Source organism: Parasphingorhabdus sp. DH2-15 (assembly GCF_051668705.1).
Classification (GTDB): domain Bacteria; phylum Pseudomonadota; class Alphaproteobacteria; order Sphingomonadales; family Sphingomonadaceae; genus Alterisphingorhabdus.
Genome location: NZ_CP196351.1, coordinates 766,381 through 787,565 on the forward strand (window position 1 = coordinate 766,381; position 21,185 = coordinate 787,565).

Sequence of the window (21,185 nt, forward strand, 5' to 3'; positions counted from 1 at the left end):
TAGGCCTTTAATCCCCAATGAATAAGCGAAAAATATTTGCCTGTACCAAGCCTAGCCGTTAGAACCGTCAGCGGTAACAGGAAAAGATAAAAATGCTTGGCAATGAGCAATAATCACTGCCATTATGATATAAAGTTACAAAATTGCCTCATGGGGTAAGGTGAATAACCAAATCCGATGAATCGTAATTTTGCGTGTTGAACACTGGGTTAAGGAGTGCTTTTCTGCATGTCATATGTAGATCAGGATATGACCGGCAACAGGATCGTTTCGGCGGTCGTAACAGCCATTGTCATGGTCGCGCTAGGTTGGGGACTAATTATCGCGTTGAATCGCGATTTTGTCCGAGAGGTCCTTGAAGATACTGAGCTGATTGAAATCGTCGAGGACGAGCCAGAGCCAGAACCAGAACCGGATGAACCGCCTCCAGAGCCAGAAAAGCAGGCTGAGCCGCCGCCAATTGTTGCGCCTCCGCCGCCAATTCAGTTTAATACACCGCCGCCGCCAGTGCGGACTCAGGTTGAGGAGCCTAAGAATCCTGTGCGGACGGTAACGGCTGCACCAGTGGAAGATCCGGGCACAGCGCCTGAGCCACCACCACCGCCACCTCCACCGCCGCCTCAGCGCGCTAATCCTGAGCCGCGTGGCAATCCCGGTCGTTGGGCTAACTCTAACGATTATCCATCACGTGCACTTCGTGAAGAACGCGAAGGCACTACACGCTTTCGTGTTGTCGTTAATACTAAAGGCCGCGTCGATAGCTGTACTGTAGTTAGTTCTAGCGGTCATAATGATCTTGATGAGGCGACGTGTAAGAATATTCAGCGGCGTGCGCGTTTCCGTCCAGCATTGGATAGCAATGGCAACCCCATGCAAGGTACATGGTCAAACGCAGTTCGCTGGCAGATACCGCGTTAATAACAATTTTAAGCATTATTTGCCGCATGGCAGTCTATTTTGAAGAGGAAACAATCATGTTTTTAGAAATTTTAACACTCACTGAAAGTGCTGTTCCAGAGTCTAGCTTTGGCTTCTGGTCTGCAATGGAAGAAGGCGGCCCTGTTGCTTGGACAACGGCTGGCATTCTTGCAATTATGCTGTTCTTCTCAATCTACATTTTGATCGTGAAAATTTTTGAGCAAAATAAAGTTTTGAAACAAGCCAAGGACGTACGCCGTACATTTTGGCGTGCCAGCAGCTTGAAAGAAGGCACTGCTAAACTTGAAAAAGATACTGCTTACAAGCAAATCGTTGATGATGCTGTTAAAGCTGAAGACGAGCATGGCCGTTTGAAAGATCCAATGGAAGCACATGATTGGATGCATGGTTCTTTGAGCCGTTCAGAAGACATGATCAATGCCAAATTGGCTGGTGGTCTTCCATTCCTTGCAACCGTCGGTGCTACCGCTCCTTTTATCGGTTTGTTTGGTACAGTGGTTGGTATCTACAACGCACTATTGAAAATTGGTGCCAAGGGCTCTGCGGCTATTGGCGACGTGGCCGGTCCTGTTGGTGAAGCGCTTATCATGACCGCCTTTGGTCTGTTGGTGGCTGTTCCTGCCGTTCTGGCTTATAACTGGCTGCAAGCGCGTAACAAGCGTATCGCAGAAGGTCTGCACTCTTTCTCTACAGATGTTTTGGCTTTCATCGCATCTGACGGTGCGGTTAAGCCTGCTGCTCCTGCAGCAGCGCCAGCCAAAGCTGCACCTGCGAAAAAAGCACCTGCTGCAGCTCCTGTGAAAAAATAAGTCCTTAGGGTGACGATCACATGGTTGTCACCCAACTGACTTTATCAAAGAATATTTGGCCAGATTTAGGATTATATTATGGCAGTTAGTACTGGAGGCGGTGGCGGAGATACGCCGATGTCAGACATCAACACGACCCCGCTTGTGGACGTCATGTTGGTTTTGCTCATCATCTTTCTCATTGCGATTCCTGTCGCGATTCAGACGATTGAAAATCTGCAATTACCAGATCAGGAATTTATTCCGAATGAAACCAAGGCTGAAGACGTTTTGCTTTCCGTTACGGCGACTGACTCTGCAGGATTGAGCCCCGGCGATGCGGGATATACACGAGCTAGCCAAAGTGGTGAATGCCGTGTTTATAGAAATGTGACGCCAATTTCATCTACAGAGCTGCAAGATTTTGCTACGCAATATATCGAAGATTTCGTGGAACAGCGCGGGGGCGTCGATAAAATCGCCCCTGAAGATATCCCTGAAGCGCATATACGTGCTGATGTGAATACGCCTTTTCGTTGTATCGGCGGTACAATGTATGTGATGCAAATTTCAGGCTTCCCTAAAGTTGGCTTCATCGCTGACCCAAGCGGAAGTCTATAAGCGCTAATATTTTCCGGCGTATTATCGCCGCGATGTTAAAGGAGAGCCTGTCATGGCTATGAGTGGTGGTAAGGACGATGGTAGTCCTATGATGGAAATGAACACAACGCCATTGATTGACGTTATGCTCGTTTTGCTGATCATGTTTATTATTACAATCCCGCCGCAAATGCATGCAATTAAGCTGGATTTGCCGCAACCTGACCCGACCGTGACGACTCCTCCTGTTGATCCGGTGCGGAACAAATTGTTGGTTGAACCTGATGATCGTCTGCTTTGGAACGGTGAGCAGATAAATCTACAGCAATTGAACAATCTTTTGCTACAGTCAGCTGCGGCTGCGGAGGAGCCTGAAACGCAGTTTCAACCCCATCCGATAGCGCGTTATGAACGGGTAAACCAAGTATTGAAGCTCGTAAAAGACTCGAAAATTACCAAATTTGGTTTTGTTGGTAATGAACAACATAGAGTGTTTGCAAAAGCGGGTGGCTGATCACGCTTTCCGAACAAATTCAAAAGGGGCCGCACCATATGGTTGTGGCCCTTTTTCTTTGCCCCTGCCAAAAATGACCACTGCCTATAATTATGCGATCATAACTTTCCGCCTAGGTGACCACATTGCCATTTGGATATATTCGTTGCGTCTTGAATATAATAATATATCATAGCGATTAGGCAGAGTATTCTTGTATGATGGGGAGGGACATGTCTTACAGAGTGACTGGGCTTGGCAAGCATGTCTCTTTTGGTTCTTCACAAAGGCAAGCCATCTCACAAGATGATTATATGTCTCAGCTGAATACAACGCCGCTGATCGACGTTATGCTTGTTCTGCTCATCATGATTATCGTGAGCACACAGCCAAATATGCATGTCATGTTGCTAGACACCAATACTGAATATGGTCTGGACGAATTCGAGCGTCATCTGCTGCCGGTTAATAGGATTAGCTTACAGGCAAATGATACTATATTTTGGAATGATATTCCTGTTACAGCGGAGCAGCTCGATGAGCTGCTAATGAGTGTGAGTAAACAAGCTATCCAACCCGAAATCCAAGTTTCACCTACGCCAGCGGCGCGATATGAACTGTTCAGCCGTGTTCTAAAGTCAGTACAAGCCGCCAAGCTGACTAGGTTCGGCATTGTTGGTAATGAAAGCTACCACCATTTTGCTCGCTAGAATGAAAATCTAATGAGCGCGTCCATCACCGTTAAATTGTAAATTGGCCAACCGGGCATATAGTCCATCCTCTGTGATCAGGCTGTCATGCGTGCCGGTTTGAACAATCTTCCCTTCATCCATGACGATGATACGATCTGCGCCCCTAATCGTTGCAAGACGATGGGCGATGACCAATGTTGTGCGGTTTTCCATCAGGCGGTCAAAAGCATCCTGAACAAGTTTTTCGCTCTCAGCGTCAAGAGCAGATGTTGCTTCATCCAATAACAGTATCGGAGCATTGCGCAGCAAAGCGCGTGCAATAGATATACGCTGGCGTTGGCCACCTGATAAACGCGTTCCGGCCTCTCCCAAATAGCTGTCTAATCCATTGGGCAATTCACGGATAAAGTCACCGGCATTGGCAGCGTCCGCGGCTTCCCAAATTTCCTCATCACTTGCGGCCCAATTGCCATAGCGCAGATTATCGCGCGCAGAGGCTGCAAAGAGCACCGTGTCTTGCGGCACATAAGCCATGCGATCACGAATGTCAGCAGGGTCAGCAGAGGGCAGGGCAACACCATCTATGCGTATGCTGCCGCTCTGGGGGTCATAAAAGCGCTGCGCCAATTGAAAGATGGTTGATTTTCCAGCGCCTGATGGGCCCACAATAGCAATATTTTCACCTGGCGTAACGGTCAAATTAAAACCAGTGATCGCTTGAGTGTCAGGCCGTGTTGGATATGAAAAACCAACATTCTGAAAGGTCAATTGACCACGTGGCGGTTGCGGCAATGCGATGGGCTGTGCTGGCGGGGCAATGTCCGGCTGCGCAGACAGCAATTCATTCAACCGTTCTGATGCACCGGCAGCGCGGAGCAGATCGCCATAAACTTCTGTCAGGGCGCCAAATGACCCTGCGACCAAAACACCGGTGAAGATAAAGGCAGCGATATCACCGCCCGACATCCGGCCTTCGACAACATCAACCGCGCCTTGCCACATGATGAAAGTGATAGCGCCAAATATCATGGCGATAATTACCATGGTCAAGATGGATCGAAGCATAATCCGCCGCTTGGCCGTGGCAAAAGTATTCTCTACAGCCAGAGAGAAACGATCATATTCACGCCCCTCTTGACCAAAGGCCTGCACAATTTTCATCGCACCCAAGGTTTCAACAATATTGCTGCCAACATCGGCCACACGGTCCTGACTGGTGCGCGACACATTTTGCAATTTGCGGCCAATGATGGTGATAGGAATGATGATGACCGGAATACCGATCAGCAGGTAAAGGGTAAGCTCCGGGGCGATGTAAAACAGATAAATTACGCCGCCTATGCCCACCACGACATTGCGCAAAGCCACTGATACTGTGGTGCCAACAATCTGCTCTACTATGGCGGTATCTGCCGTCATACGTGAAGCGATTTCAGACGGGCGGTTTTCTTCAAAATATCCCGGTGACATGCGCAGCAAATTTTGCTGCACAGCCAGCCTGATATCGGCAACAACACGCTCCCCCAGCCATGACACAAAATAGAATCGAAAGGCCGTTGCTATGGCCAGGACCACAACAATCATCAGCAGATATTGGAAAAACGGAGCGATAGACCCTCCATCCTGACCCAAAGCAGCAAAACCATCATCGACAATTTTCTGCAACTGTCGTGGAATGGCCAAAGTCCCCATAGCGGCGAAAAGAAGCGCGATGCCTGCAAAGATGATTTGCCGCGGATACCGCATGGCATAGCTCATCAATAGTTTGAGATTGCCGATCTTTTTGGGCGAAGCCTTTGGGGCGTCTCTTAATTTTGTGGACACAGGGTCAGGTTTTTGCGCCGAGGCCGTGTCAGTTTCTGTAGGTTGCGTCTTGGACATGGCCGTTCGCTAGCAGTCTGACCAGATTGTCTCAACCGAATAACAGCATTTTGCCTTTGTTAATTGGCGAAAGGGCTAGCTTGCCTTAGCGGTTGTCGAACTGGCAAAAGCGCAGTAACAGTCTATGCAAATATGATAACTTTCAAAACGAAACGCCAAAGCTCTTGGCTATAGCGATCCTTTGAATGCAGCGACTATAAAGATGGTTGCAAATAACAGGAATTCTCATGCTTTACACCGCTTATGAAATGCAGCGCACATATTTGGCAGGGGCTAGTGCTTGGGCCAATATGGGGGCGCAGTTGCTCAATAACCCCAGCAATCCATTTGCATATCTGGGCGGCGGGCCGATCATGGCTTCTGCGCTTGACGTATTTGCGCATGCAGCCGCGCCGCGTGGAAAGCCCGCTTTCGGTTTTGAACAAATAGATATTGGTGATGAATGCTTTGCTGTTAGCGAAGAAATTGTGCTGCAAAAGCCTTTTGGTCAGTTGAAGCGCTTTGCTCATGCTGGTTTGCAAGAGGATGCGCCGCGTCTGCTGATCGTTGCGCCTATGTCCGGCCATTTTGCAACCTTGTTACGCGGCACCGTATTGCGGATGCTGGAAAGTCATGAGGTTTATGTCACCGATTGGCGTGATGCGCGGCAAGTCCCGACCAGTGAGGGCCAGTTCGATCTGGATGACTATATAGATTATCTGGTCACATATATGGAGCATATCGGCCTTGATGATACTGGGCGCGGCGCGCATATGTTGGCCGTATGCCAACCGTCAGTGCCATGTTTGGCGGCGGCCGCTCTTATGTCTGCGCAGCGCCACGAATGCCGTCCGCGCAGCCTGACGATGATGGGCGGGCCTATAGACACGCGCGAGGCACCAACTGCCGTCAACACTATGGCCATGCAACGCCCGCATAGCTGGTTCCAGCAAAATGCAATCGCCACGGTCCCTATACAATATCCCGGGGCAGGGCGGAAGGTCTATCCCGGCTTTATGCAACTGGCGGGCTTTATGTCGATGAACCTTGGCAACCATATGATGAGCCATTGGGAGATGTTCAAACATCTGGTGACCGGTGATGGCGAAAGTGCGGATTCCACCAAGACATTTTATGACGAATATCGCTCTGTCTGTGACATGACGGCTGAGTTTTACCTGCAAACTGTTGAGCATGTGTTCCAGAAGCATTCTCTGCCTAATGGCACGATGGAGCATCGCGGAACATTGATTGACCTGACGGCTATTGATGATGTCGCTATCCTAGCCATTGAGGGCGAAAAAGACGATATTAGCGGCATTGGTCAGACCAAGGCGGCCTTAATGCTGACCACCAATCTGGATGATAGCAGGAAGCGCTATGAGCTGGTTCCTGATGTTGGCCATTATGGCATTTTCAACGGCAGCAAATGGCGCACTAAGATTGCCCCAGTGGTTGAAGAATGGATTAGTGCGCATAATGCGTAAAATTGCCATTCAGCCCATTGTTTTCAGAGATATTATTGCTTAGGTCGGCCTTATGATTACATTGAAATCCGCTAGCGTAGAGCGCTTCACATTGGCGCAGCCCTATATCATGGCACGAGGTGCCAAGACCGATGTTGATGTCGTGGTCTGTGAAGTCACCGACGGCACATATGTCGGTCGCGGTGAGGGAACACCCATTTATTTTGAAGGCGAGACCGCGGAACTTTGCGTCGACGCTATTGAGATGCGGGCTAAGCAGAACAAGCCTATCAGCCGGGAAAATCTTCTCGAAACTATGATGGAAGGCGCTGCCCGAAACGCATTTGATTGCGCATTATGGGATCTGGAAAGCAAAGCGACTGGTAAGGCGGTTTGGGAACTGGCAGGGCTGAAAGCGCCGCAACCTATGGTTACGGCTTATCCAATATCGTTGGATACACCGGAGGCCATGCATGATGCGGCACAAAAGGCCGCCGCTAAAGGCTTTACTCTGCTCAAAGTGATGCTGGATGCCAGCGACATTATGACGCGTGTCGCAGCAGTGCGTGCTGCCGCACCTGATGCCAGAATGATTGTTGATGCCAATGAAAGTTGGGAAGAGCTGGATATTTTGAGCATGGCTATGGGCATGCAGCAATATGGTGTTGAGCTTATCGAACAGCCTGTTTCTGCCGGTTTTGAAGATGAGCTTATGGGTGTTGAAAGCCCTGTGCCGTTTTGCGCAGATGAAAGCTGCCATACATCGGAGGATCTTGACCGCGTGGAAGATTGCTTTGGTGCGATCAATATCAATCTCGATAAGACAGGCGGTCTGACTGAGGCCTTGTCACTGGCAGAAAAAGCGCGGATGCGTGACATTCATGTGATGGCTGGCTCAATGCTTTGCACCAGCCTGGGTGTTGCGCCGGCATTAGTGCTGGCGCAAAAGGCCAATTGGGTTGACCTTTCACAGCCCGCTTTGCTGAAAAAAGACCGTAAAGACGCCGCGACCTATGAAGGCGGCATGGTGCATTTCTGATAAAGTCAGGCAGCCATGCGCATAGTGCGTCTGACTGCCTTTTAGCATTTGATTAAATGGGTGGGGGCGCTCAAACGCCTTTCAGAACCTCTATGTGCGGCGGGGCAGCGAGTAGCTCTGCGAGCTTACCGCCAGCTGCGATAAAATGCGGCGTATCGCGATGCGCTGCTAGAGCGGCCTCATCACTATAGCATTCGAGCACTTTATATTGCTGGGCATCATCGCTGGTCTGAAACAACGAGTAAAAAACATTACCAGGTTCATCATCGCGAACAGCTTTTGCCAATGTAGCGAATGCGGTTTCAAATTCGGCATTCTTACCGTCTGCAACGGTTAATGTTGCGATCACCCCAATGGTCATAATCTTTTCCTTAAAGTTGCCATGCGCATGGCAGATAGGTTGCTGTCCCGCGCATGGCTATCGCTTATAAAATTTCGAAAAGCCCGGCGGCGCCCATACCGCCGCCGACGCACCCCGAGCGGGTTATTATAGGACTTCGAAAAGCTCGGCGGCGCCCATACCGCCGCCGACGCACCCCGGGCGGTTTACTATAGGACTTCGAAAAGCCCGGCGGCGCCCATACCGCCGCCGACGCACATAGTGACCACAACATACTTCGCGCCGCGGCGTTTGCCTTCTATCAATGCATGGCCGGTGCAGCGTGCGCCTGTCATGCCATAAGGGTGGCCGATAGAGATAGAACCACCATTAACATTGAGCAGTTCATCAGGAATGCCCAGCTTATCGCGGCAATAAAGTACCTGCACCGCAAAGGCTTCATTTAGCTCCCACAAATCAATGTCACTGACTTTAAGGTTAAACCGTTCAAGCAACTTAGGAATGGCATAAACCGGACCGATGCCCATTTCATCTGGTTTTGTGCCTGCGACAGCCATACCGATATAGCGGCCAAGTGGCGCAAGTCCTCGTTTCTCTGCGACTTTCGCTTCCATCAAAATGCTGGCAGAAGATCCGTCAGAAAGCTGACTTGCATTACCAGCCGTGATGGTTTTGTCAGGGCCAAGTACTGGTTTCAAGCCTTGCAAACCTTCCAAGGTAGTGGATGGGCGGTTGCCTTCATCTTTGGTGATGGTAACCTCTTTTTGTGAGACTTCTTTGGTTTCCTTATCCATCACGTTCATTATGGTTGTGACAGGAACAATCTCATCGTCAAAACGGCCTGCTTCTTGTGCAGCTGCGGTCCGTTGTTGTGACTGAAGGCCATAGGCATCCATTGCATCACGGCTTATGGAATAACGGTCGGCAACAACCTCTGCTGTTTCTAGCATCGACATGTATATATCATTATGCATAGCCACTAGCTCACGATCGGGTGCAATGCGCATTTCCGGCGTTTGCACTAGAGAGATTGATTCTTGTCCTCCAGCAGCGACAATATCCATGCGATCAGTGATGATCTGCTTGGCGGCTGTCGCGATGGACATCAGGCCAGATGAACATTGACGGTCCAAAGTCATGCCGCCAACCGATATAGGCAGACCAGAGCGCAGCGCGACATTGCGTGCCAGATTGCCGCCTTGTGTGCCCTGTTGCAGCGCGCTGCCCCAGACGCAATCATCAATCTCGCCGCCTTCTAGGCCAGCGCGCTCAACTGCTGCTTTCAGGGAAAAACTGCCCAGAGTTGGGCCTGCTGTGTTGTTAAAGCCGCCGCGATAGGCTTTGCCGATCGGTGTACGGGCGGTGGAAACGATGACTGCATCACGCATATTGGGGGTGTCCTTTACGGCTATTTGGGGGTTTTATAAAATTTAATGCACGCGCTTATATACTTAGCCAATTAACGGCCAGCATGGGTTTGGCGCATTGGTGTATTAGACGAAAAACTGACTGATCCATTCAGCGATCAATGCCGGCTTTGCTTCGCCTTCAATTTCAACGCTGAACTCCAGTGTTTGCTGCCACTGGCCGGGGCGTTTTTCTTCCAGATCCAGCAATGTGAAGTGGCCGCGCACGCGCTTGCCAGAGCGAACTGGAGTAAGAAAACGGGTTTTGTTGCCGCCATAGTTGACGCCCATTTTCACGCCTTCGACGCGCGGGCAATCTGATTTTGCCATCATTACGGGAAAGAGTGACAGGCTGAGAAAGCCATGTGCGATGGTGCCGCCAAAAGGGGTCAGTTTCGCTTTTTCTTCGTCGATATGGATAAACTGATGATCGCCTGTGGCATCAGCAAATTTGTTGATCATCTCCTGATCGACCAAAATCCACTCCGAAGAGCCGAGTTTCTCGCCCTTCATTTCCAACATTTGTTGCGGCGTTACAGTGCTCATCGCAGTCTCTCCTGAAAGTGATTTTATAATATTTTCTATATCTCTGCCGCACTCGCGGCCAAGGCGCAAGGTTGGGCAGTGAATTTTTTCAGCAGTTGCGGTCGCCTAAGAAATCGCCGCTACGGCATGCTAATGGTCAGGCGCAATGGTAAAACCATCCTTGGGGTAGGGCATAATCATTTTGCCATCTGGCGCTGCTGTAAAAGTGGTTTGAGTCGGATAGGCAAATTCTAGGCCTTCATCATTGAAACGCTGCAATATAGCCAAACCGATCTGGTGGCGCTTATTGTAAACAACTTCATAATCACTGCTCATTATATCAAAATCCAGCTCAAAATTTATCGAGCTATCGCCAAAGCCGACAAAACCTGAACGGATAAACTTGCCATCATGTTCTTCGATAATTTCCCGCAGGAAATCTGGAATGCGAGCTGCTTGTTTGGGGTCAGTCTGATATATCACCCCGATGCCATAGCGGGTACGGCGACGGTCCAGCCTTGTGTAATTGATAATTTCCTTATCGAGCAAATTACTGTTGGAAATGATGACTTCCTCACCAAATACGGACCGGAGCCGCGTAGATTTCAAGCCAATTTTCTCAACTGTAGCGACGGTATTGTCATAAGATATGGTTTCGCCATTTTGAAAAGGTTTATCAAAAATGATTGAGAGAGCTGCAAAAAGCTCTTCAAAAATACCTTGAGCAGCCAGACCGATGGCAATGCCGCCAATGCCCAATCCGGCAACCAACCCCGTGACATCAACGCCGAGATTGGCCAATATCATGATCGTAGCGATGGCAAAAACGGCAACGGAAACAATCACGCGGATTAGCGCCAGTGCATTGGTCAGCGTTTCACTGACCTCCCCGCTTTCGTTGCTGGCTCGTTTTTCGATGAACCCCAATATGATCTCTCTGATCCAGATAGCCCCTTGCAAGACAGCGGCTATGGTGAAGAGAAATATAATGATGTTGTTAATTGCTTCAGGTGTATTTACCGCACCGGTGACAGCTTTTATCGATACCAGCATTAGGAAGAAGCTGTTGGTTTTGCCCAAAGTGCGTGTGACGATGGTCGTAATTGCCAGCCGATCCGACTGTTTTTGGGCGTAGCCTCTAATCCGATTGCGCGCAAAGAGCAGAACCGCAAATATGATGGCGCCGATCGCAAAAGCGATGGCAACCTCTACGCTATGGCTTTCTAACCATGTCCAAATATCACGCGATAACGTCGAAAATGAGCTTAACGACTCTGATATTTCGGGAAGGGTCGATGTTTGCGCACTGAATATATATTTCATCGCCAGAACCTAGTGATGATATTTGCGCCTTCAAGCCGTTTTACTAACTTATGTCGCCTTTAACGTTCTTGGCGCGAACTTGGAGAGTCTTGAACGCTGACTCTGAACGCCGACGGGCAAGATAGGTGTCGAGCCCAATCTGCATGGCGATCAACATATAGATGAACGGTTGATAGGCGATGCCGACAAAGCCAGAACCAACCATATAGATGATCTGACCATTTTGCAGGGCTAACGCAAAGGGCGCGACCCATTCCTCGCCCGCCTTATGGTTCTTATCATAGCGTTTACGGACCACTTCCATTCGCCATATGCCGCCCAGATGGATGAGTAGCCATAACGTAAGGCCCGGATAACCCTGCTCCCCCAACATCTCGAAATAGCTGCTATGATAGGCTCTGCCGCGCTCAACATAATCCTGTGTTTCGATAGTTGTGCCGCCGGCTGTCTCTGTCGTGATCACCTTGCTGGCGTTAATCTCATTGGAGCGATAGGCTTCAAAACCGCCACCCAAAGGTTTGTTTTTCACATAATCAATGGTCCAATACCATACGGCCACCCTTGTGCTGGCTGACTGGTCCGCCTGATATTCAAAGATGGTGGCCATACGGTCGGTATAGCTGGACGGCAAAAGCGGCAGCGATAATATGCCCAAAGCAACAGCCGCACCTGCATAAACAAAGCGGTAGCGGTTAAATCGCAACTGCAAAATCGCCAGCGCCGCGATGCAAAGCAACCCTGTGCGCGCTTGAGTGCCTATAGGGATGAGCAGGCATGCTGCTATCAAAAAGACGGTAAAGGCCTTTACTCTGATATCGGGTTTGAAAACGGTGCCATGTTTGCCAAGCCACAGGACAAGCGGGATGATACAAATAGATACGCAAGATATAATCGACCCTTCATACAGGCCGCTATTATCATCAATCAACAATTGCAGAACGCCATAGCCGCCGCCTGAGAGGACGGTTTTTATGCCGCCAGTGATAATCAATGTGGCAACACTCAACACCATGATAAGCGCAAGTGCTTCAAGCCGCGTTTTGGTGCGCAATGTCAGGGGCAGGAAGGTCGCAAAGACGAGAGCTTTCCATACCCAATTCCATTTTTCTGCTGATTCTGCGGGATAATCTGCAACGCTGGTCGTATACCCACAATAGATGAGTAGCAGAACGATCAGGACTTGCCTCCCGGAAAAGCGGCTGTCTTTCTTATCGTCTGCTATCAAATAGCCGCCAACCGCAAGACCGAACATTATCAGCGATATTGGGATGGAATTGAGCAGATAATAGCTCATCCGTTGCGGCGCGATAATGTCTACATAGGCATAGGCCATGATGAACAAAAAGGGTCGCTTTAACCCAGCGAGCAAGAAGATTCCCAAAAAAGCAATGAAGAACAGATCGCGCATCTAGCTTATAATCCGCCTTCAGTTTTCGCGCTTATTGCGCAGAGTTTCGTGAAAAAAACCGGCTGGGTTTTCGTCCGGTTCTGGCGGTGCTTCGGCATCAACTTCATCATTATGCGCTAGGCGCCATAAGGCGATGACCAGCAAGCCATGCGTCAATAATATCGAAATTGTATCAACCATAGTGCGCAATTTACCTGATGGTGTTAGAAAATACAGAAATAAAGCCATAGGAGATGAGGGTTGACGTCGCGTTAATCCTTTTTGTCCATAGAAAGTAGCGTGATGCGGATATTGCACATTCTTGACCATAGCCTGCCATTGCACAGCGGATATTGCTTCCGCACGCGTGCGATTATGAAGGCGCAGATAGAGGCTGGACTGGAGGTCGCGGCTGTTACCGGCGTGCGTCATCAGCAAAATTTGGGTGTTGAAGCTAAGGATGTTGCTGCACAGGAAAGCTTTGATGATCTGACATTTTATCGCACGATGGAGCCTGCAACGGGTGTTTCTCCACTGCGTGAACTGCGTGAAATTGCATTATTGGCTGACCGGGTTGGCGAGGTTATCGCCGCATTTAAGCCGGATATTCTGCACGCCCATTCGCCTGCGCTTAACGGCCTGGCTGCTCAGCGTGCGGCCCGTCAGGGTGGATTGCCCCTATTATATGAAATTCGCGCCTTTTGGGAGGATGCTGCGGTTGGCAATGGCACGGGCAGTGAACGCTCTGCGCGCTATTGGCTTACTCGCCAGCTTGAAAACCATGTTGTCACCAATGCAGATGCCGTCGCTGTCATCTGCGAAGGGCTAAAGGTTGATTTGCTAAGCCGCGGTGTTGCGGATGATGAAAAGGTTATGATTTCACCCAATGGCGTTGATATGCAGCTTTTTGGTGAACCGATCGCCCGAGATGATGCGTTGGCCAAAAATATCGGTCTTAAAGATGGTCCGGTTATCGGCTTTATCGGCAGCTTTTATGACTATGAGGGGCTGGATGACTTGGTGGCAGCAATGCCCTTCTTGGTCGAACGTCACCCCGGGGCGCAATTGCTAATGGTTGGCGGTGGGCCTATGGCGGATGCGCTGCGCCACCAAAGCCAACAATCGTCGGTTGCTGACTCTATCCATTTCGTTGGCAGGGTGCCGCATGAAGAGGTTGAGAAATATTACAGCCTGATCGATATACTGGCTTATCCACGCAAATCCATGCGGCTGACTGATTTGGTGACACCGTTAAAACCCTTGGAAGCTATGGCACAGCAGCGATTGGTGGCTGCGTCCAATGTCGGGGGGCATTGCGAACTTATCGAAGATGGCGTGACCGGCACATTGTTCGCTCCAGATAGCCCTGAAGATTGCGCCAGAGCCTTGGCAGATATGCTCGATAACCCAGAGCAATGGCCTGAGCGCAGGGCCACCGCACAGCGTTATGTCGCAGAAAAACGTAATTGGCAGAGGAATATAGAGCGTTATCTTCCCGTTTACCAAAATCTGCTAAACCCAAAATCAGATATGAGTATGAATCAGGCGGCCTAGCCATTTTTGCGCTTGGTCCTGATGATGAAAAGGGTGGTCAATATGGCCAGAATTTTGGAGCAGCGTCTTGACTAGAGACTTAACAAACCGCTTTGGACCATTGCCGATAGCTTTGGCTGGTGGCCTTATTTTGGGGCTGCTGACGCTCACTATTCCTAATCATTTTATTGAGGGTGCAGTCTCTACAACTGGGATTAGCGAACTTGTATCGGCGGCTGCTCCTCCTTTGGGTGTGAAAGCCCGCATCGCTATCGCCCTAGCAACCGCGTTATTGGTATTTGGTGTATTAGCGCTCATTCTTGTTCGTGATAGTGACAATATCCGCTTTGAATATTCCGAAGATGATTGGGATGGTGATAGAGCCTTTGCTGATCTGGATCGGCAAAAACCCGCTCCCAAAAAGCAAAAACTTGCTGACCGTTTGAAAGGTTTCTTGCCTGTTTTCGGCGATGCCAGTGCGGATGATGTTCGCGAGTTAGAAGATTTACCAAAACTGCGCCGCGAAGATCGCCATCCTGACGCACCGCCGCGTGCACCATTAATGGCGGGTCGTGATCTCTCCGAGAGTGATGACCAGCCAAAGTCGAAACCGGAGCCAGTAGCAGCGCAAAAGTCGACCAGTGACGAGCAAGGCACTGTTGCCAATGTGCGCAAACGCATTAGCAATCTTATCCCGCGCGATCTTATTGGTGACACAACGCAGAGTCTCGATGAGATACCACTTGTGGTCAAAAAGAGCCCCCAAATAGCGCCAAAGGAAGAAGCCGCCGCTTACGTTTCGCCTCCGCAAGACCTAAATGCGCCTGAACCCGTTGCTGAACCGATCGAAGACTTTGAAGATATAGCGAATGTGCCGGAGCCATTGGTTGAAAAGGCTATACCAGCTGTAGAGCCTGAAGCTGTAGACACTGAAAATTCATCGCAAAATATTGTGTTTGAAAATGATGATCAGATAGAAGGGCAGGTTACTACTCAAGATATTCCTGCGCCTCAACCGTCAGTTTCGCCTGAACATGATGCAGATGATGAGCGTGAGCTTGCCGATCTCAGCCTCTCTGAATTGATTGCCCGTTTGGAGCAAGGGATAGAGCGTCTGACGGTTTCTGCTGCAGATGCAGCGCCTATTACAGCGCCAGCAAAGTCTGCGACGGAAATTGAAGCTATGGTTCAGCAGGTTGATGAGCCGGTTGCACAAATTGCCAAACCTACGGATCAATTTGCCGGTGATGGCAAAGTGCAGGATGATATAAGGCAGAATTTGGCCATAAAAGCAGTTGAAGAAGCCGAGCCGAGCCGACAAGCAACAGATATCAGTGAAGCACAGCCTATTACCGATCCTGACGATATGGATGAGGCATTGCGCGCTGCATTGGAAACATTGCGTCAGATGACGGGGCAGCAACGCAACGCATCTTGAGCATTTGCTGCTCAATCTGAACAATTCGATATTGCTGTTAGTGCGCAATTGCGTATGGAAAACCCATGCGCCGCTTCTTCGCCTGTATTGCCCTTATAGTGTTGCTCGCGCCGGGCACATTTTTGAGAACGGATATCCCGTCTCGCGATGATAGTCAGACTATCTCGCTTGTTCCCGTAACTCTGAATCCGTTGCAACCATTGCAAAAAAAGGTGGGGGCGCTGGAGTTTGTTGTCGGTTGGGAATTGCGCAGCAGCAATGATAACTTCGGTGGCATATCTTCAATGCTAGTCATGCCAGGTTCGCGAATAGTTGCGCTATCTGATGGCGGATATCTGTTCAGCTTTGGTGTTGGGCCTAAAAACGCCAATCAAACGCCTGTAATGCGAGACTTTATCGCACCCTTGCCACAAAATGTTGCCATTGATGATGACAAAGCCACGCGCGATAGCGAGTCCCTCGTCCGTGACCCTGTAAATGGCCGTTATTGGGTTGGTTTCGAAGATAGCAACGGTATTGCCCGCTATGATCCCGCACTCACTAGGAGAGAGGTCTTCCGCGTGCCGCAGCAGATGCGGGACTGGCCGGATAATGGCGGTCCTGAAGCTATGGTCTTACTGGGAACAGGTGCTTTTCTGGTCTTTGCAGAAGATGCAGAGGTGAGCGGCGATCAGGCAGAAGACGGATTGACCGAAGCATTCATGTTTCGCGGCGATCCACTGGACCCTGCGACACAGGCGGTAAAATTCTCTTATCGTGCGCCCAAAGGCTATAATATTACGGATGCAACACTTTTGCCTGATGGCCGACTCATCTTGCTCCATCGTCGCTTTAACGTATTGGAAGGCGTGTCGGCGCGAATCAGCATTGCCGATCCGGCTGATATCGTGGCGAATAGTGTTTTTGAGGGTGAGGTGATTGCCGCGATTGACCCGCCATTAAGTGTCGACAATATGGAGGCTATTGCTGTCACGCGGGAAGATGACGACATCATGGTCTGGCTAGCGTCAGACGATAATTTCAACAGCATACAGCGCAGTTTGCTGATGAAATTCAAGCTGCTGCTCGGCGATGTTGATGGCAAAATAAATAAGGCCGGAGGTTTCGCCCCCAGCCTTAAATCATTAGAAGATGATTACAAAAGCATCTGTTATCAGGCCGTTATATCGATAACCTGATAGGAAAAGCGCTGTTAGGCAGCTTCTTCCATTTTTTTGCGCAATTCTTTTTTCACTTTAACGGCATTGGCCGAAAGTTTATCATCGCTTGTTTTTAGCAGCCATGTGTCAAGGCCGCCCACATGCTCAACAGAGCGAAGGCCAGAAGTTGATACACGGAATTTGAAGCTACGCTCCAGCTTATCAGACAGCAGGGTCACATTCTGCAAATTCGGCAGAAATACGCGCTTCGTCTTGTTGTTAGCGTGGGAAACATTATTGCCCACCATACGACCTTTTCCGGTCAGTTCGCAAATACGCGACATGATCATTGTCCTAAAATCAGTGATTTCGAATGGGCGGCCAATACAGGCAGATGAGCCTATCGTCAACGGTGAACCGATCTGAATCTTGCGATTATTGGTCTTTTATATCCGCAAAACGTGAATCCATGCTCCAGATTGCTCTTTACAAGCTATCCTGACCAAGATTAGCGCAAGGATGATGGTCGGAACAACACTCTCTTTCATGAATGACGCCTTGGCAATGGCGCGTCAGGCAGCATCGCTTGATTCTGTGCCAGTTGGTGCAGTGGTGGTGCATAAAGGCGCTGTGATTGCATCGGCCCATAACGCAACCCCCGATGAGCATGACCCTAGTGGACATGCAGAGATTCGCGCCATGCGTATTGCAGCGCAGAAATTACAAAGCGCACGGCTTACAGATTGCGATCTGTGGGTAACGCTGGAGCCGTGCGCTATGTGCGCCGGTGCTATAGCCCATGCGCGTATCAGACGTCTTTACTATGGCGCGAGTGACCCAAAGGGCGGTGCGATTGAAAGCGGGCCGCGCCTATTTGGCCAAGCAACAATTCATCACACGCCAGAGATATATAGCGGTATTGGCGAAGACGCAGCAGCGGCGATGCTCAAAGAGTTTTTTGCGCGTAAACGGTAATGCTCAAAGGGATCGCTACGCCGCAGTCATAATCGGATATTTTTATTTTTAACGCGGTGAATAATCGCGCCTGGCATATTCATGCTCTGCCGATATTCTTTCGCTGTCGCCGATAAATTCTGCCCAGACATTGCCCGGCTTCCAGATTCTGTTCATCTTTGCTTGTGCCACGCCATGGGCAATGCCGTTTTGGCTCACGTCATAGCGATAGAGAAATGCGGTTACGCGTGCATTGACGATGCAGTGGATATGGACCGTTTCACCTTTGCTGGCTTCCATAGCCTCACAAAATTTTTGAAAATCGCCTTCTTGCGGACGGTCAAAGGCGACGGGGATGTGGATATATTCCAAGCCGAGCCTAGCGCAGCAGCCAATTTCGTCTGTTAGGGCTTTGGGGTGGTCATGCGGGGCCAGATTAATAACGATGCGCACGCCTGACCCTTTCAACGCTGCCAACTGAGCGTCATTCGGTTGTCCCGACGTTGTAAGCCGTGCATTGATACGCAGAAAGTTGAAGATGTTCTCTATTGCGATGTCTGTTCCTTGTGACAGGGCTAAGGGTTAGTGCACAAATCGTGCAACCACATCCCGATAGGAGCGCGACACTTTCACTTGCGCGCCTGATTCCAGTATCAGGAAGCATTCGCCATTGGTGTGCGGTTTGACTTGCCGGACCTGATCGAGATTGACGATGGTTGAGCGGTGTACACGCTGAAAATTGCGCGGGTCGAGTCGCTTTTCCAGATCCTTCATCGTTTCCCGCAGGATCAATGAATTGTCGGCAGTATAAATACACATATAGTCGCCAGCGGCATCAATGCGCTCAATCGTATTGACATCAACACGGAAAATCTGACCACGGTCTTTGACATTAATTAGTTTTTCAAAACGATCCGGTGTCGGTTCATCCTCATTTTGCTGATATTCCTCGGCCGCTTCTGGCGCGACTTCGTTCAACAAATCTTTCAACTTGTCATGCTCTTCGCGCACTTTTTTATCGGTCAGTCTTTCGTAAATACGGGCAAGTGTATCGGCGAGACGGTCTTTCTCAACGGGCTTCATCAGATAGTCGATGGCCTGTGTCTCAAAGGCTTTCAGGGCGTGTTCTGAATAAGCGGTCACAAACACAAAGAGCGGCGGCTCTATATCCATAACGCCTTTCACGACAGAAAAGCCGTCAAAGCCGGGCATTTCAATGTCCAGAAAGACCAGGTCAGGTTTTAATGTTTTAATTTTGCGAATGGCTTCGCGGCCGTTCAGGCAAGTGTCGACAATCTCAATATCTTCAAATTCCGCAAGGCGCAGTTGCATGCCCTGTATCGCCAGTTTTTCATCATCGACCAACAATGTGCGGATTGTCATTCTATCATTTCACCTTTTGCCAGATTTGCCTGTGCTTTGCGTTCACACGGTATATCGATCAGCACTGCAAAACCGCTAATATCCCGTTTGGAGCGGATTTCGAAGCGATGATCATCGCCATATGCCTGTGCCAGCCTGTCCCTGATATTGGTCAGGCCAACACCCGTGGATTTCACTGCCATCTTGCGCTGTGCATCATTGTCTTGCAAGCCAGGGCCAGTATCAGAGACGGTGATGCGAAGCCTTTCTCCGACCAGTCGGGTTTTGACCACAATATCGGCCCCTTCTTCCAAGGGCGTGACCGCATATTTGATGGAATTTTCCACTAAAGGTTGCAGCAATAATGAGGGCAGCATGGCATCTGATGTCTGGGGGTCAATATCAAAGACAGGGCGGAGCCGTTCTTCAAATCGCATTTTTTCTATGTCGAGATAGAGTTTCAGCGTTTCCACTTCCTGCGCAACGGTGACGCGGCCACTGGGTTCATTGACCAGCGTATAGCGCAAGAATGAGGAGAGCCGCGACAACATGGCATTGGCTGGTTCGGTTTCTTTGAGCAGCACCAGAGTGGAGATGCTGTTGAGCGTGTTAAACAGGAAATGGGGATTAAGTTGATAGCGTAGCATAGCCAGCTGCGCGCTGGTCGCTTGATTTTCCATGCGCATCAGCTGATCGGCCTTTTCCTCGACCTGCAGGAAATAGTTGATAGCGAAATAGAGCGCAGACCATGCCCCCAAGAGCATAAGGTCGAAAAAGAAAACGCCTAATAACAAAACGGTAAAGGGGGTTTCACTATCCTGCCGGAAAAGTGAGACAATCCACGCATCAAGGGTGGCATAGATCACGGTAGCGATAATCAGAGCCGCAAGAGATATGCTCCAAGTGATGATGGGGCGGCGGTTTATCAGCGTTTGAAAAATTACCGATATCACCAGAGAGATAGAGTAACCGATAATTGTATTGGTGACGATAGTGGCCAAAAAGGCAAAACCCTGGCCATTAAAGACACCCGGGATGACACGCAGCAGCATAGCTCCGGCCCAACCAGCGGTTTGCAGGTTCCAAAAGGCCCTGTTTTTGTTCGCAAAAAACGGACTGGGTTGGAAAGGAACAAGTGCCATGGCCGCTATTTAACCGCTTTTGTCGTTAGCGCAAACTCTCCTTCGACCACCCACATGTAAAGACTATATGACTGGAACTGTGTGCCATGCTTGCAAGTGCGAAAAGAAAACGGCACTATCTAGGCAATAGAAAAAATAGGAGAGAGCTAATGGACAATGATGGAGGCATAGGCGCAGAAGCGCAGGCCGGTTTCGCCAATATGGAAAGCGGAACGCAGGAAGATTGGGCAATCATTGCAGATCATTTCTCTCCCTTCGCCAGCAAGGTCGCTGACCGGGTTCTGGACCATTTGCGTTTGTTAGATGGTGATTATGGCGGCTTTCCGATTGATAGGCTGCAACATTCTTTGCAGACAGCCACCCGTGCGCACCGTGATGGCCGCGATGAGCAATATGTTGTTATGGCTCTGTTGCACGATATAGGTGACACATTGGGTAGCTATAACCATCCCGATGTCGCCGCTGCTATCTTAAAGCCTTTTGTTTCTGATAAACTGCATTGGATCACAGAGAAGCACGGCATTTTCCAAGGCTATTATTTCTTTCATTATCTTGGGCAGGACCGCGATATGCGCGAAGCCTATCGCGGCCATGAACATTTTGAAGACTGCGCTGAATTTTGCGCCAAATATGATCAGGCCGCTTTCGATTCAGCCTATGATAGTGCCCCGTTGGAATTTTTTGAACCAATGGTGAGGCGGGTCATGGCAAAGCCCATAAACTCTATCTACAATCTGGATAAATAAGCGCAGATGCCGC

At 49.7% G+C, this 21,185-nt stretch carries 23 protein-coding genes; 12 read left to right on the forward strand and 11 right to left on the reverse strand.

From position 1 onward, the window contains the following. Positions 1–228 precede the first annotated feature (228 nt). The 5 genes from ACR9YC_RS03565 (at position 229) to ACR9YC_RS03585 (ending at position 3,530) form a co-directional block, all read left to right on the forward strand. On the forward strand, positions 229–918 hold the full coding sequence (locus ACR9YC_RS03565) for an energy transducer TonB (RefSeq protein WP_438729940.1): 690 nt from the start codon (positions 229–231) through the stop codon (positions 916–918). A 56-nt stretch (positions 919–974) separates the two neighbouring features. Beyond that, on the forward strand, positions 975–1,748 hold the full coding sequence (locus ACR9YC_RS03570; RefSeq protein ID WP_438729943.1) for a MotA/TolQ/ExbB proton channel family protein: 774 nt from the start codon (positions 975–977) through the stop codon (positions 1,746–1,748). Between the two features lie 78 nt (positions 1,749–1,826). Further along, positions 1,827–2,348, forward strand: coding sequence for an ExbD/TolR family protein (locus ACR9YC_RS03575; RefSeq protein WP_438729946.1), 522 nt, complete (start codon positions 1,827–1,829; stop codon positions 2,346–2,348). 52 nt (positions 2,349–2,400) lie between these two features. Further along, positions 2,401–2,841 carry an ExbD/TolR family protein gene (locus tag ACR9YC_RS03580; RefSeq protein WP_438729949.1) on the forward strand — a complete coding sequence of 147 codons (441 nt, stop codon included), beginning with the start codon at positions 2,401–2,403 and terminating at the stop codon, positions 2,839–2,841. Between the two features lie 293 nt (positions 2,842–3,134). Then, a complete protein-coding gene (locus ACR9YC_RS03585; RefSeq protein ID WP_438729951.1) occupies positions 3,135–3,530 on the forward strand; it encodes an ExbD/TolR family protein in 396 nt (131 codons plus the stop codon). Positions 3,531–3,539: 9 nt separating this feature from the next. On the opposite strand, the gene ACR9YC_RS03590 is transcribed toward ACR9YC_RS03585, so the two are convergent. Beyond that, complete coding sequence (locus ACR9YC_RS03590) at positions 3,540–5,393, reverse strand: ABC transporter transmembrane domain-containing protein (RefSeq protein WP_438729954.1); 1,854 nt, start codon at positions 5,391–5,393, stop codon at positions 3,540–3,542. Positions 5,394–5,620: 227 nt separating this feature from the next. Here ACR9YC_RS03590 and ACR9YC_RS03595 point away from each other — a divergent pair, with 227 nt between their 5' ends. Next, a complete protein-coding gene (locus ACR9YC_RS03595) occupies positions 5,621–6,859 on the forward strand; it encodes a polyhydroxyalkanoate depolymerase (protein ID WP_438729957.1) in 1,239 nt (412 codons plus the stop codon). Positions 6,860–6,911: 52 nt separating this feature from the next. Continuing rightward, a complete protein-coding gene (locus ACR9YC_RS03600; protein ID WP_438729960.1) occupies positions 6,912–7,877 on the forward strand; it encodes a dipeptide epimerase in 966 nt (321 codons plus the stop codon). A 70-nt stretch (positions 7,878–7,947) separates the two neighbouring features. Here the strand turns inward: ACR9YC_RS03600 and ACR9YC_RS03605 are convergent, their stop codons facing one another. The 6 genes from ACR9YC_RS03605 to ACR9YC_RS03630 form a co-directional block, all read right to left on the reverse strand. Then, complete coding sequence (locus ACR9YC_RS03605) at positions 7,948–8,238, reverse strand: putative quinol monooxygenase (protein ID WP_438729963.1); 291 nt, start codon at positions 8,236–8,238, stop codon at positions 7,948–7,950. A gap of 188 nt (positions 8,239–8,426) precedes the next feature. Then, positions 8,427–9,605: an acetyl-CoA C-acyltransferase gene (locus ACR9YC_RS03610; RefSeq protein ID WP_438729966.1), complete on the reverse strand. Its 1,179-nt coding sequence runs from the start codon at positions 9,603–9,605 to the stop codon at positions 8,427–8,429. 105 nt (positions 9,606–9,710) lie between these two features. Continuing rightward, positions 9,711–10,169 carry a MaoC family dehydratase gene (locus ACR9YC_RS03615; protein ID WP_438729968.1) on the reverse strand — a complete coding sequence of 153 codons (459 nt, stop codon included), beginning with the start codon at positions 10,167–10,169 and terminating at the stop codon, positions 9,711–9,713. 129 nt (positions 10,170–10,298) lie between these two features. After that, complete coding sequence (locus ACR9YC_RS03620; RefSeq protein ID WP_438729971.1) at positions 10,299–11,471, reverse strand: mechanosensitive ion channel family protein; 1,173 nt, start codon at positions 11,469–11,471, stop codon at positions 10,299–10,301. Positions 11,472–11,514: 43 nt separating this feature from the next. Beyond that, positions 11,515–12,879 (reverse strand): putative O-glycosylation ligase, exosortase A system-associated, encoded by a 1,365-nt coding sequence (locus ACR9YC_RS03625; protein WP_438729974.1) that lies wholly within the window; start codon positions 12,877–12,879, stop codon positions 11,515–11,517. Positions 12,880–12,897: 18 nt separating this feature from the next. Then, the gene (locus ACR9YC_RS03630; protein WP_438729977.1) at positions 12,898–13,059 is read right to left on the reverse strand and encodes a hypothetical protein; all 162 of its coding nucleotides are present in this window, start codon (positions 13,057–13,059) and stop codon (positions 12,898–12,900) included. A 102-nt stretch (positions 13,060–13,161) separates the two neighbouring features. Here ACR9YC_RS03630 and ACR9YC_RS03635 point away from each other — a divergent pair, with 102 nt between their 5' ends. From ACR9YC_RS03635 to ACR9YC_RS03645, 3 genes are all read left to right on the forward strand, one after another. Beyond that, positions 13,162–14,412, forward strand: a complete 1,251-nt coding sequence (locus ACR9YC_RS03635) for a TIGR04063 family PEP-CTERM/XrtA system glycosyltransferase (RefSeq protein ID WP_438731581.1) — start codon at positions 13,162–13,164, stop codon at positions 14,410–14,412. Positions 14,413–14,479: 67 nt separating this feature from the next. Beyond that, positions 14,480–15,829 carry a hypothetical protein gene (locus ACR9YC_RS03640; protein ID WP_438729980.1) on the forward strand — a complete coding sequence of 450 codons (1,350 nt, stop codon included), beginning with the start codon at positions 14,480–14,482 and terminating at the stop codon, positions 15,827–15,829. Between the two features lie 65 nt (positions 15,830–15,894). Next, entirely contained in the window at positions 15,895–17,007 is a 1,113-nt protein-coding gene (locus tag ACR9YC_RS03645; RefSeq protein WP_438729982.1) for an esterase-like activity of phytase family protein, read from the forward strand. Between the two features lie 14 nt (positions 17,008–17,021). On the opposite strand, the gene rpmB is transcribed toward ACR9YC_RS03645, so the two are convergent. Further along, positions 17,022–17,312, reverse strand: a complete 291-nt coding sequence (gene rpmB / locus ACR9YC_RS03650) for a 50S ribosomal protein L28 (RefSeq protein ID WP_438729985.1) — start codon at positions 17,310–17,312, stop codon at positions 17,022–17,024. Positions 17,313–17,514: 202 nt separating this feature from the next. Between rpmB and ACR9YC_RS03655 the strand changes: the two genes are divergently transcribed. Then, entirely contained in the window at positions 17,515–17,943 is a 429-nt protein-coding gene (locus ACR9YC_RS03655; RefSeq protein WP_438731584.1) for a nucleoside deaminase, read from the forward strand. Between the two features lie 48 nt (positions 17,944–17,991). Here ACR9YC_RS03655 and ACR9YC_RS03660 read toward each other — a convergent pair whose 3' ends face one another. The 3 genes from ACR9YC_RS03660 to ACR9YC_RS03670 form a co-directional block, all read right to left on the reverse strand. Then, positions 17,992–18,375 (reverse strand): protein tyrosine phosphatase family protein, encoded by a 384-nt coding sequence (locus ACR9YC_RS03660; RefSeq protein ID WP_438729988.1) that lies wholly within the window; start codon positions 18,373–18,375, stop codon positions 17,992–17,994. Between the two features lie 129 nt (positions 18,376–18,504). Further along, positions 18,505–19,305 carry a LytR/AlgR family response regulator transcription factor gene (locus ACR9YC_RS03665; RefSeq protein ID WP_438729992.1) on the reverse strand — a complete coding sequence of 267 codons (801 nt, stop codon included), beginning with the start codon at positions 19,303–19,305 and terminating at the stop codon, positions 18,505–18,507. Beyond that, positions 19,302–20,426: a sensor histidine kinase gene (locus ACR9YC_RS03670; RefSeq protein WP_438729994.1), complete on the reverse strand. Its 1,125-nt coding sequence runs from the start codon at positions 20,424–20,426 to the stop codon at positions 19,302–19,304. Before ACR9YC_RS03670 ends, ACR9YC_RS03665 begins: the two co-directional genes overlap by 4 nt. A 149-nt stretch (positions 20,427–20,575) precedes the next feature. Between ACR9YC_RS03670 and ACR9YC_RS03675 the strand changes: the two genes are divergently transcribed. Beyond that, positions 20,576–21,172, forward strand: a complete 597-nt coding sequence (locus ACR9YC_RS03675; protein ID WP_438729997.1) for an HD domain-containing protein — start codon at positions 20,576–20,578, stop codon at positions 21,170–21,172. The last annotated feature ends 13 nt before the right edge of the window (positions 21,173–21,185 follow it).

Bases quoted from the DNA above. Each gene is read 5' to 3' on its own strand.
- ACR9YC_RS03600 (WP_438729960.1), top strand. From the start codon at position 6,912: ATGATTACATTGAAATCCGCTAGCGTAGAGCGCTTCACATTGGCGCAG.
- rpmB (WP_438729985.1), bottom strand. From the start codon at position 17,312: ATGTCGCGTATTTGCGAACTGACCGGAAAAGGTCGTATGGTGGGCAAT.
- ACR9YC_RS03655 (WP_438731584.1), top strand. From the start codon at position 17,515: ATGAATGACGCCTTGGCAATGGCGCGTCAGGCAGCATCGCTTGATTCT.
- ACR9YC_RS03575 (WP_438729946.1), top strand. From the start codon at position 1,827: ATGGCAGTTAGTACTGGAGGCGGTGGCGGAGATACGCCGATGTCAGAC.
- ACR9YC_RS03635 (WP_438731581.1), top strand. From the start codon at position 13,162: ATGCGGATATTGCACATTCTTGACCATAGCCTGCCATTGCACAGCGGA.
- ACR9YC_RS03595 (WP_438729957.1), top strand. From the start codon at position 5,621: ATGCTTTACACCGCTTATGAAATGCAGCGCACATATTTGGCAGGGGCT.
- ACR9YC_RS03630 (WP_438729977.1), bottom strand. From the start codon at position 13,059: ATGGTTGATACAATTTCGATATTATTGACGCATGGCTTGCTGGTCATC.
- ACR9YC_RS03670 (WP_438729994.1), bottom strand. From the start codon at position 20,426: ATGGCACTTGTTCCTTTCCAACCCAGTCCGTTTTTTGCGAACAAAAAC.
- ACR9YC_RS03565 (WP_438729940.1), top strand. From the start codon at position 229: ATGTCATATGTAGATCAGGATATGACCGGCAACAGGATCGTTTCGGCG.
- ACR9YC_RS03580 (WP_438729949.1), top strand. From the start codon at position 2,401: ATGGCTATGAGTGGTGGTAAGGACGATGGTAGTCCTATGATGGAAATG.
- ACR9YC_RS03590 (WP_438729954.1), bottom strand. From the start codon at position 5,393: ATGTCCAAGACGCAACCTACAGAAACTGACACGGCCTCGGCGCAAAAA.
- ACR9YC_RS03570 (WP_438729943.1), top strand. From the start codon at position 975: ATGTTTTTAGAAATTTTAACACTCACTGAAAGTGCTGTTCCAGAGTCT.
- ACR9YC_RS03665 (WP_438729992.1), bottom strand. From the start codon at position 19,305: ATGACAATCCGCACATTGTTGGTCGATGATGAAAAACTGGCGATACAG.
- ACR9YC_RS03615 (WP_438729968.1), bottom strand. From the start codon at position 10,169: ATGAGCACTGTAACGCCGCAACAAATGTTGGAAATGAAGGGCGAGAAA.
- ACR9YC_RS03585 (WP_438729951.1), top strand. From the start codon at position 3,135: ATGTCTCAGCTGAATACAACGCCGCTGATCGACGTTATGCTTGTTCTG.
- ACR9YC_RS03675 (WP_438729997.1), top strand. From the start codon at position 20,576: ATGGACAATGATGGAGGCATAGGCGCAGAAGCGCAGGCCGGTTTCGCC.
- ACR9YC_RS03645 (WP_438729982.1), top strand. From the start codon at position 15,895: ATGCGCCGCTTCTTCGCCTGTATTGCCCTTATAGTGTTGCTCGCGCCG.
- ACR9YC_RS03605 (WP_438729963.1), bottom strand. From the start codon at position 8,238: ATGACCATTGGGGTGATCGCAACATTAACCGTTGCAGACGGTAAGAAT.
- ACR9YC_RS03620 (WP_438729971.1), bottom strand. From the start codon at position 11,471: ATGAAATATATATTCAGTGCGCAAACATCGACCCTTCCCGAAATATCA.
- ACR9YC_RS03625 (WP_438729974.1), bottom strand. From the start codon at position 12,879: ATGCGCGATCTGTTCTTCATTGCTTTTTTGGGAATCTTCTTGCTCGCT.
- ACR9YC_RS03610 (WP_438729966.1), bottom strand. From the start codon at position 9,605: ATGCGTGATGCAGTCATCGTTTCCACCGCCCGTACACCGATCGGCAAA.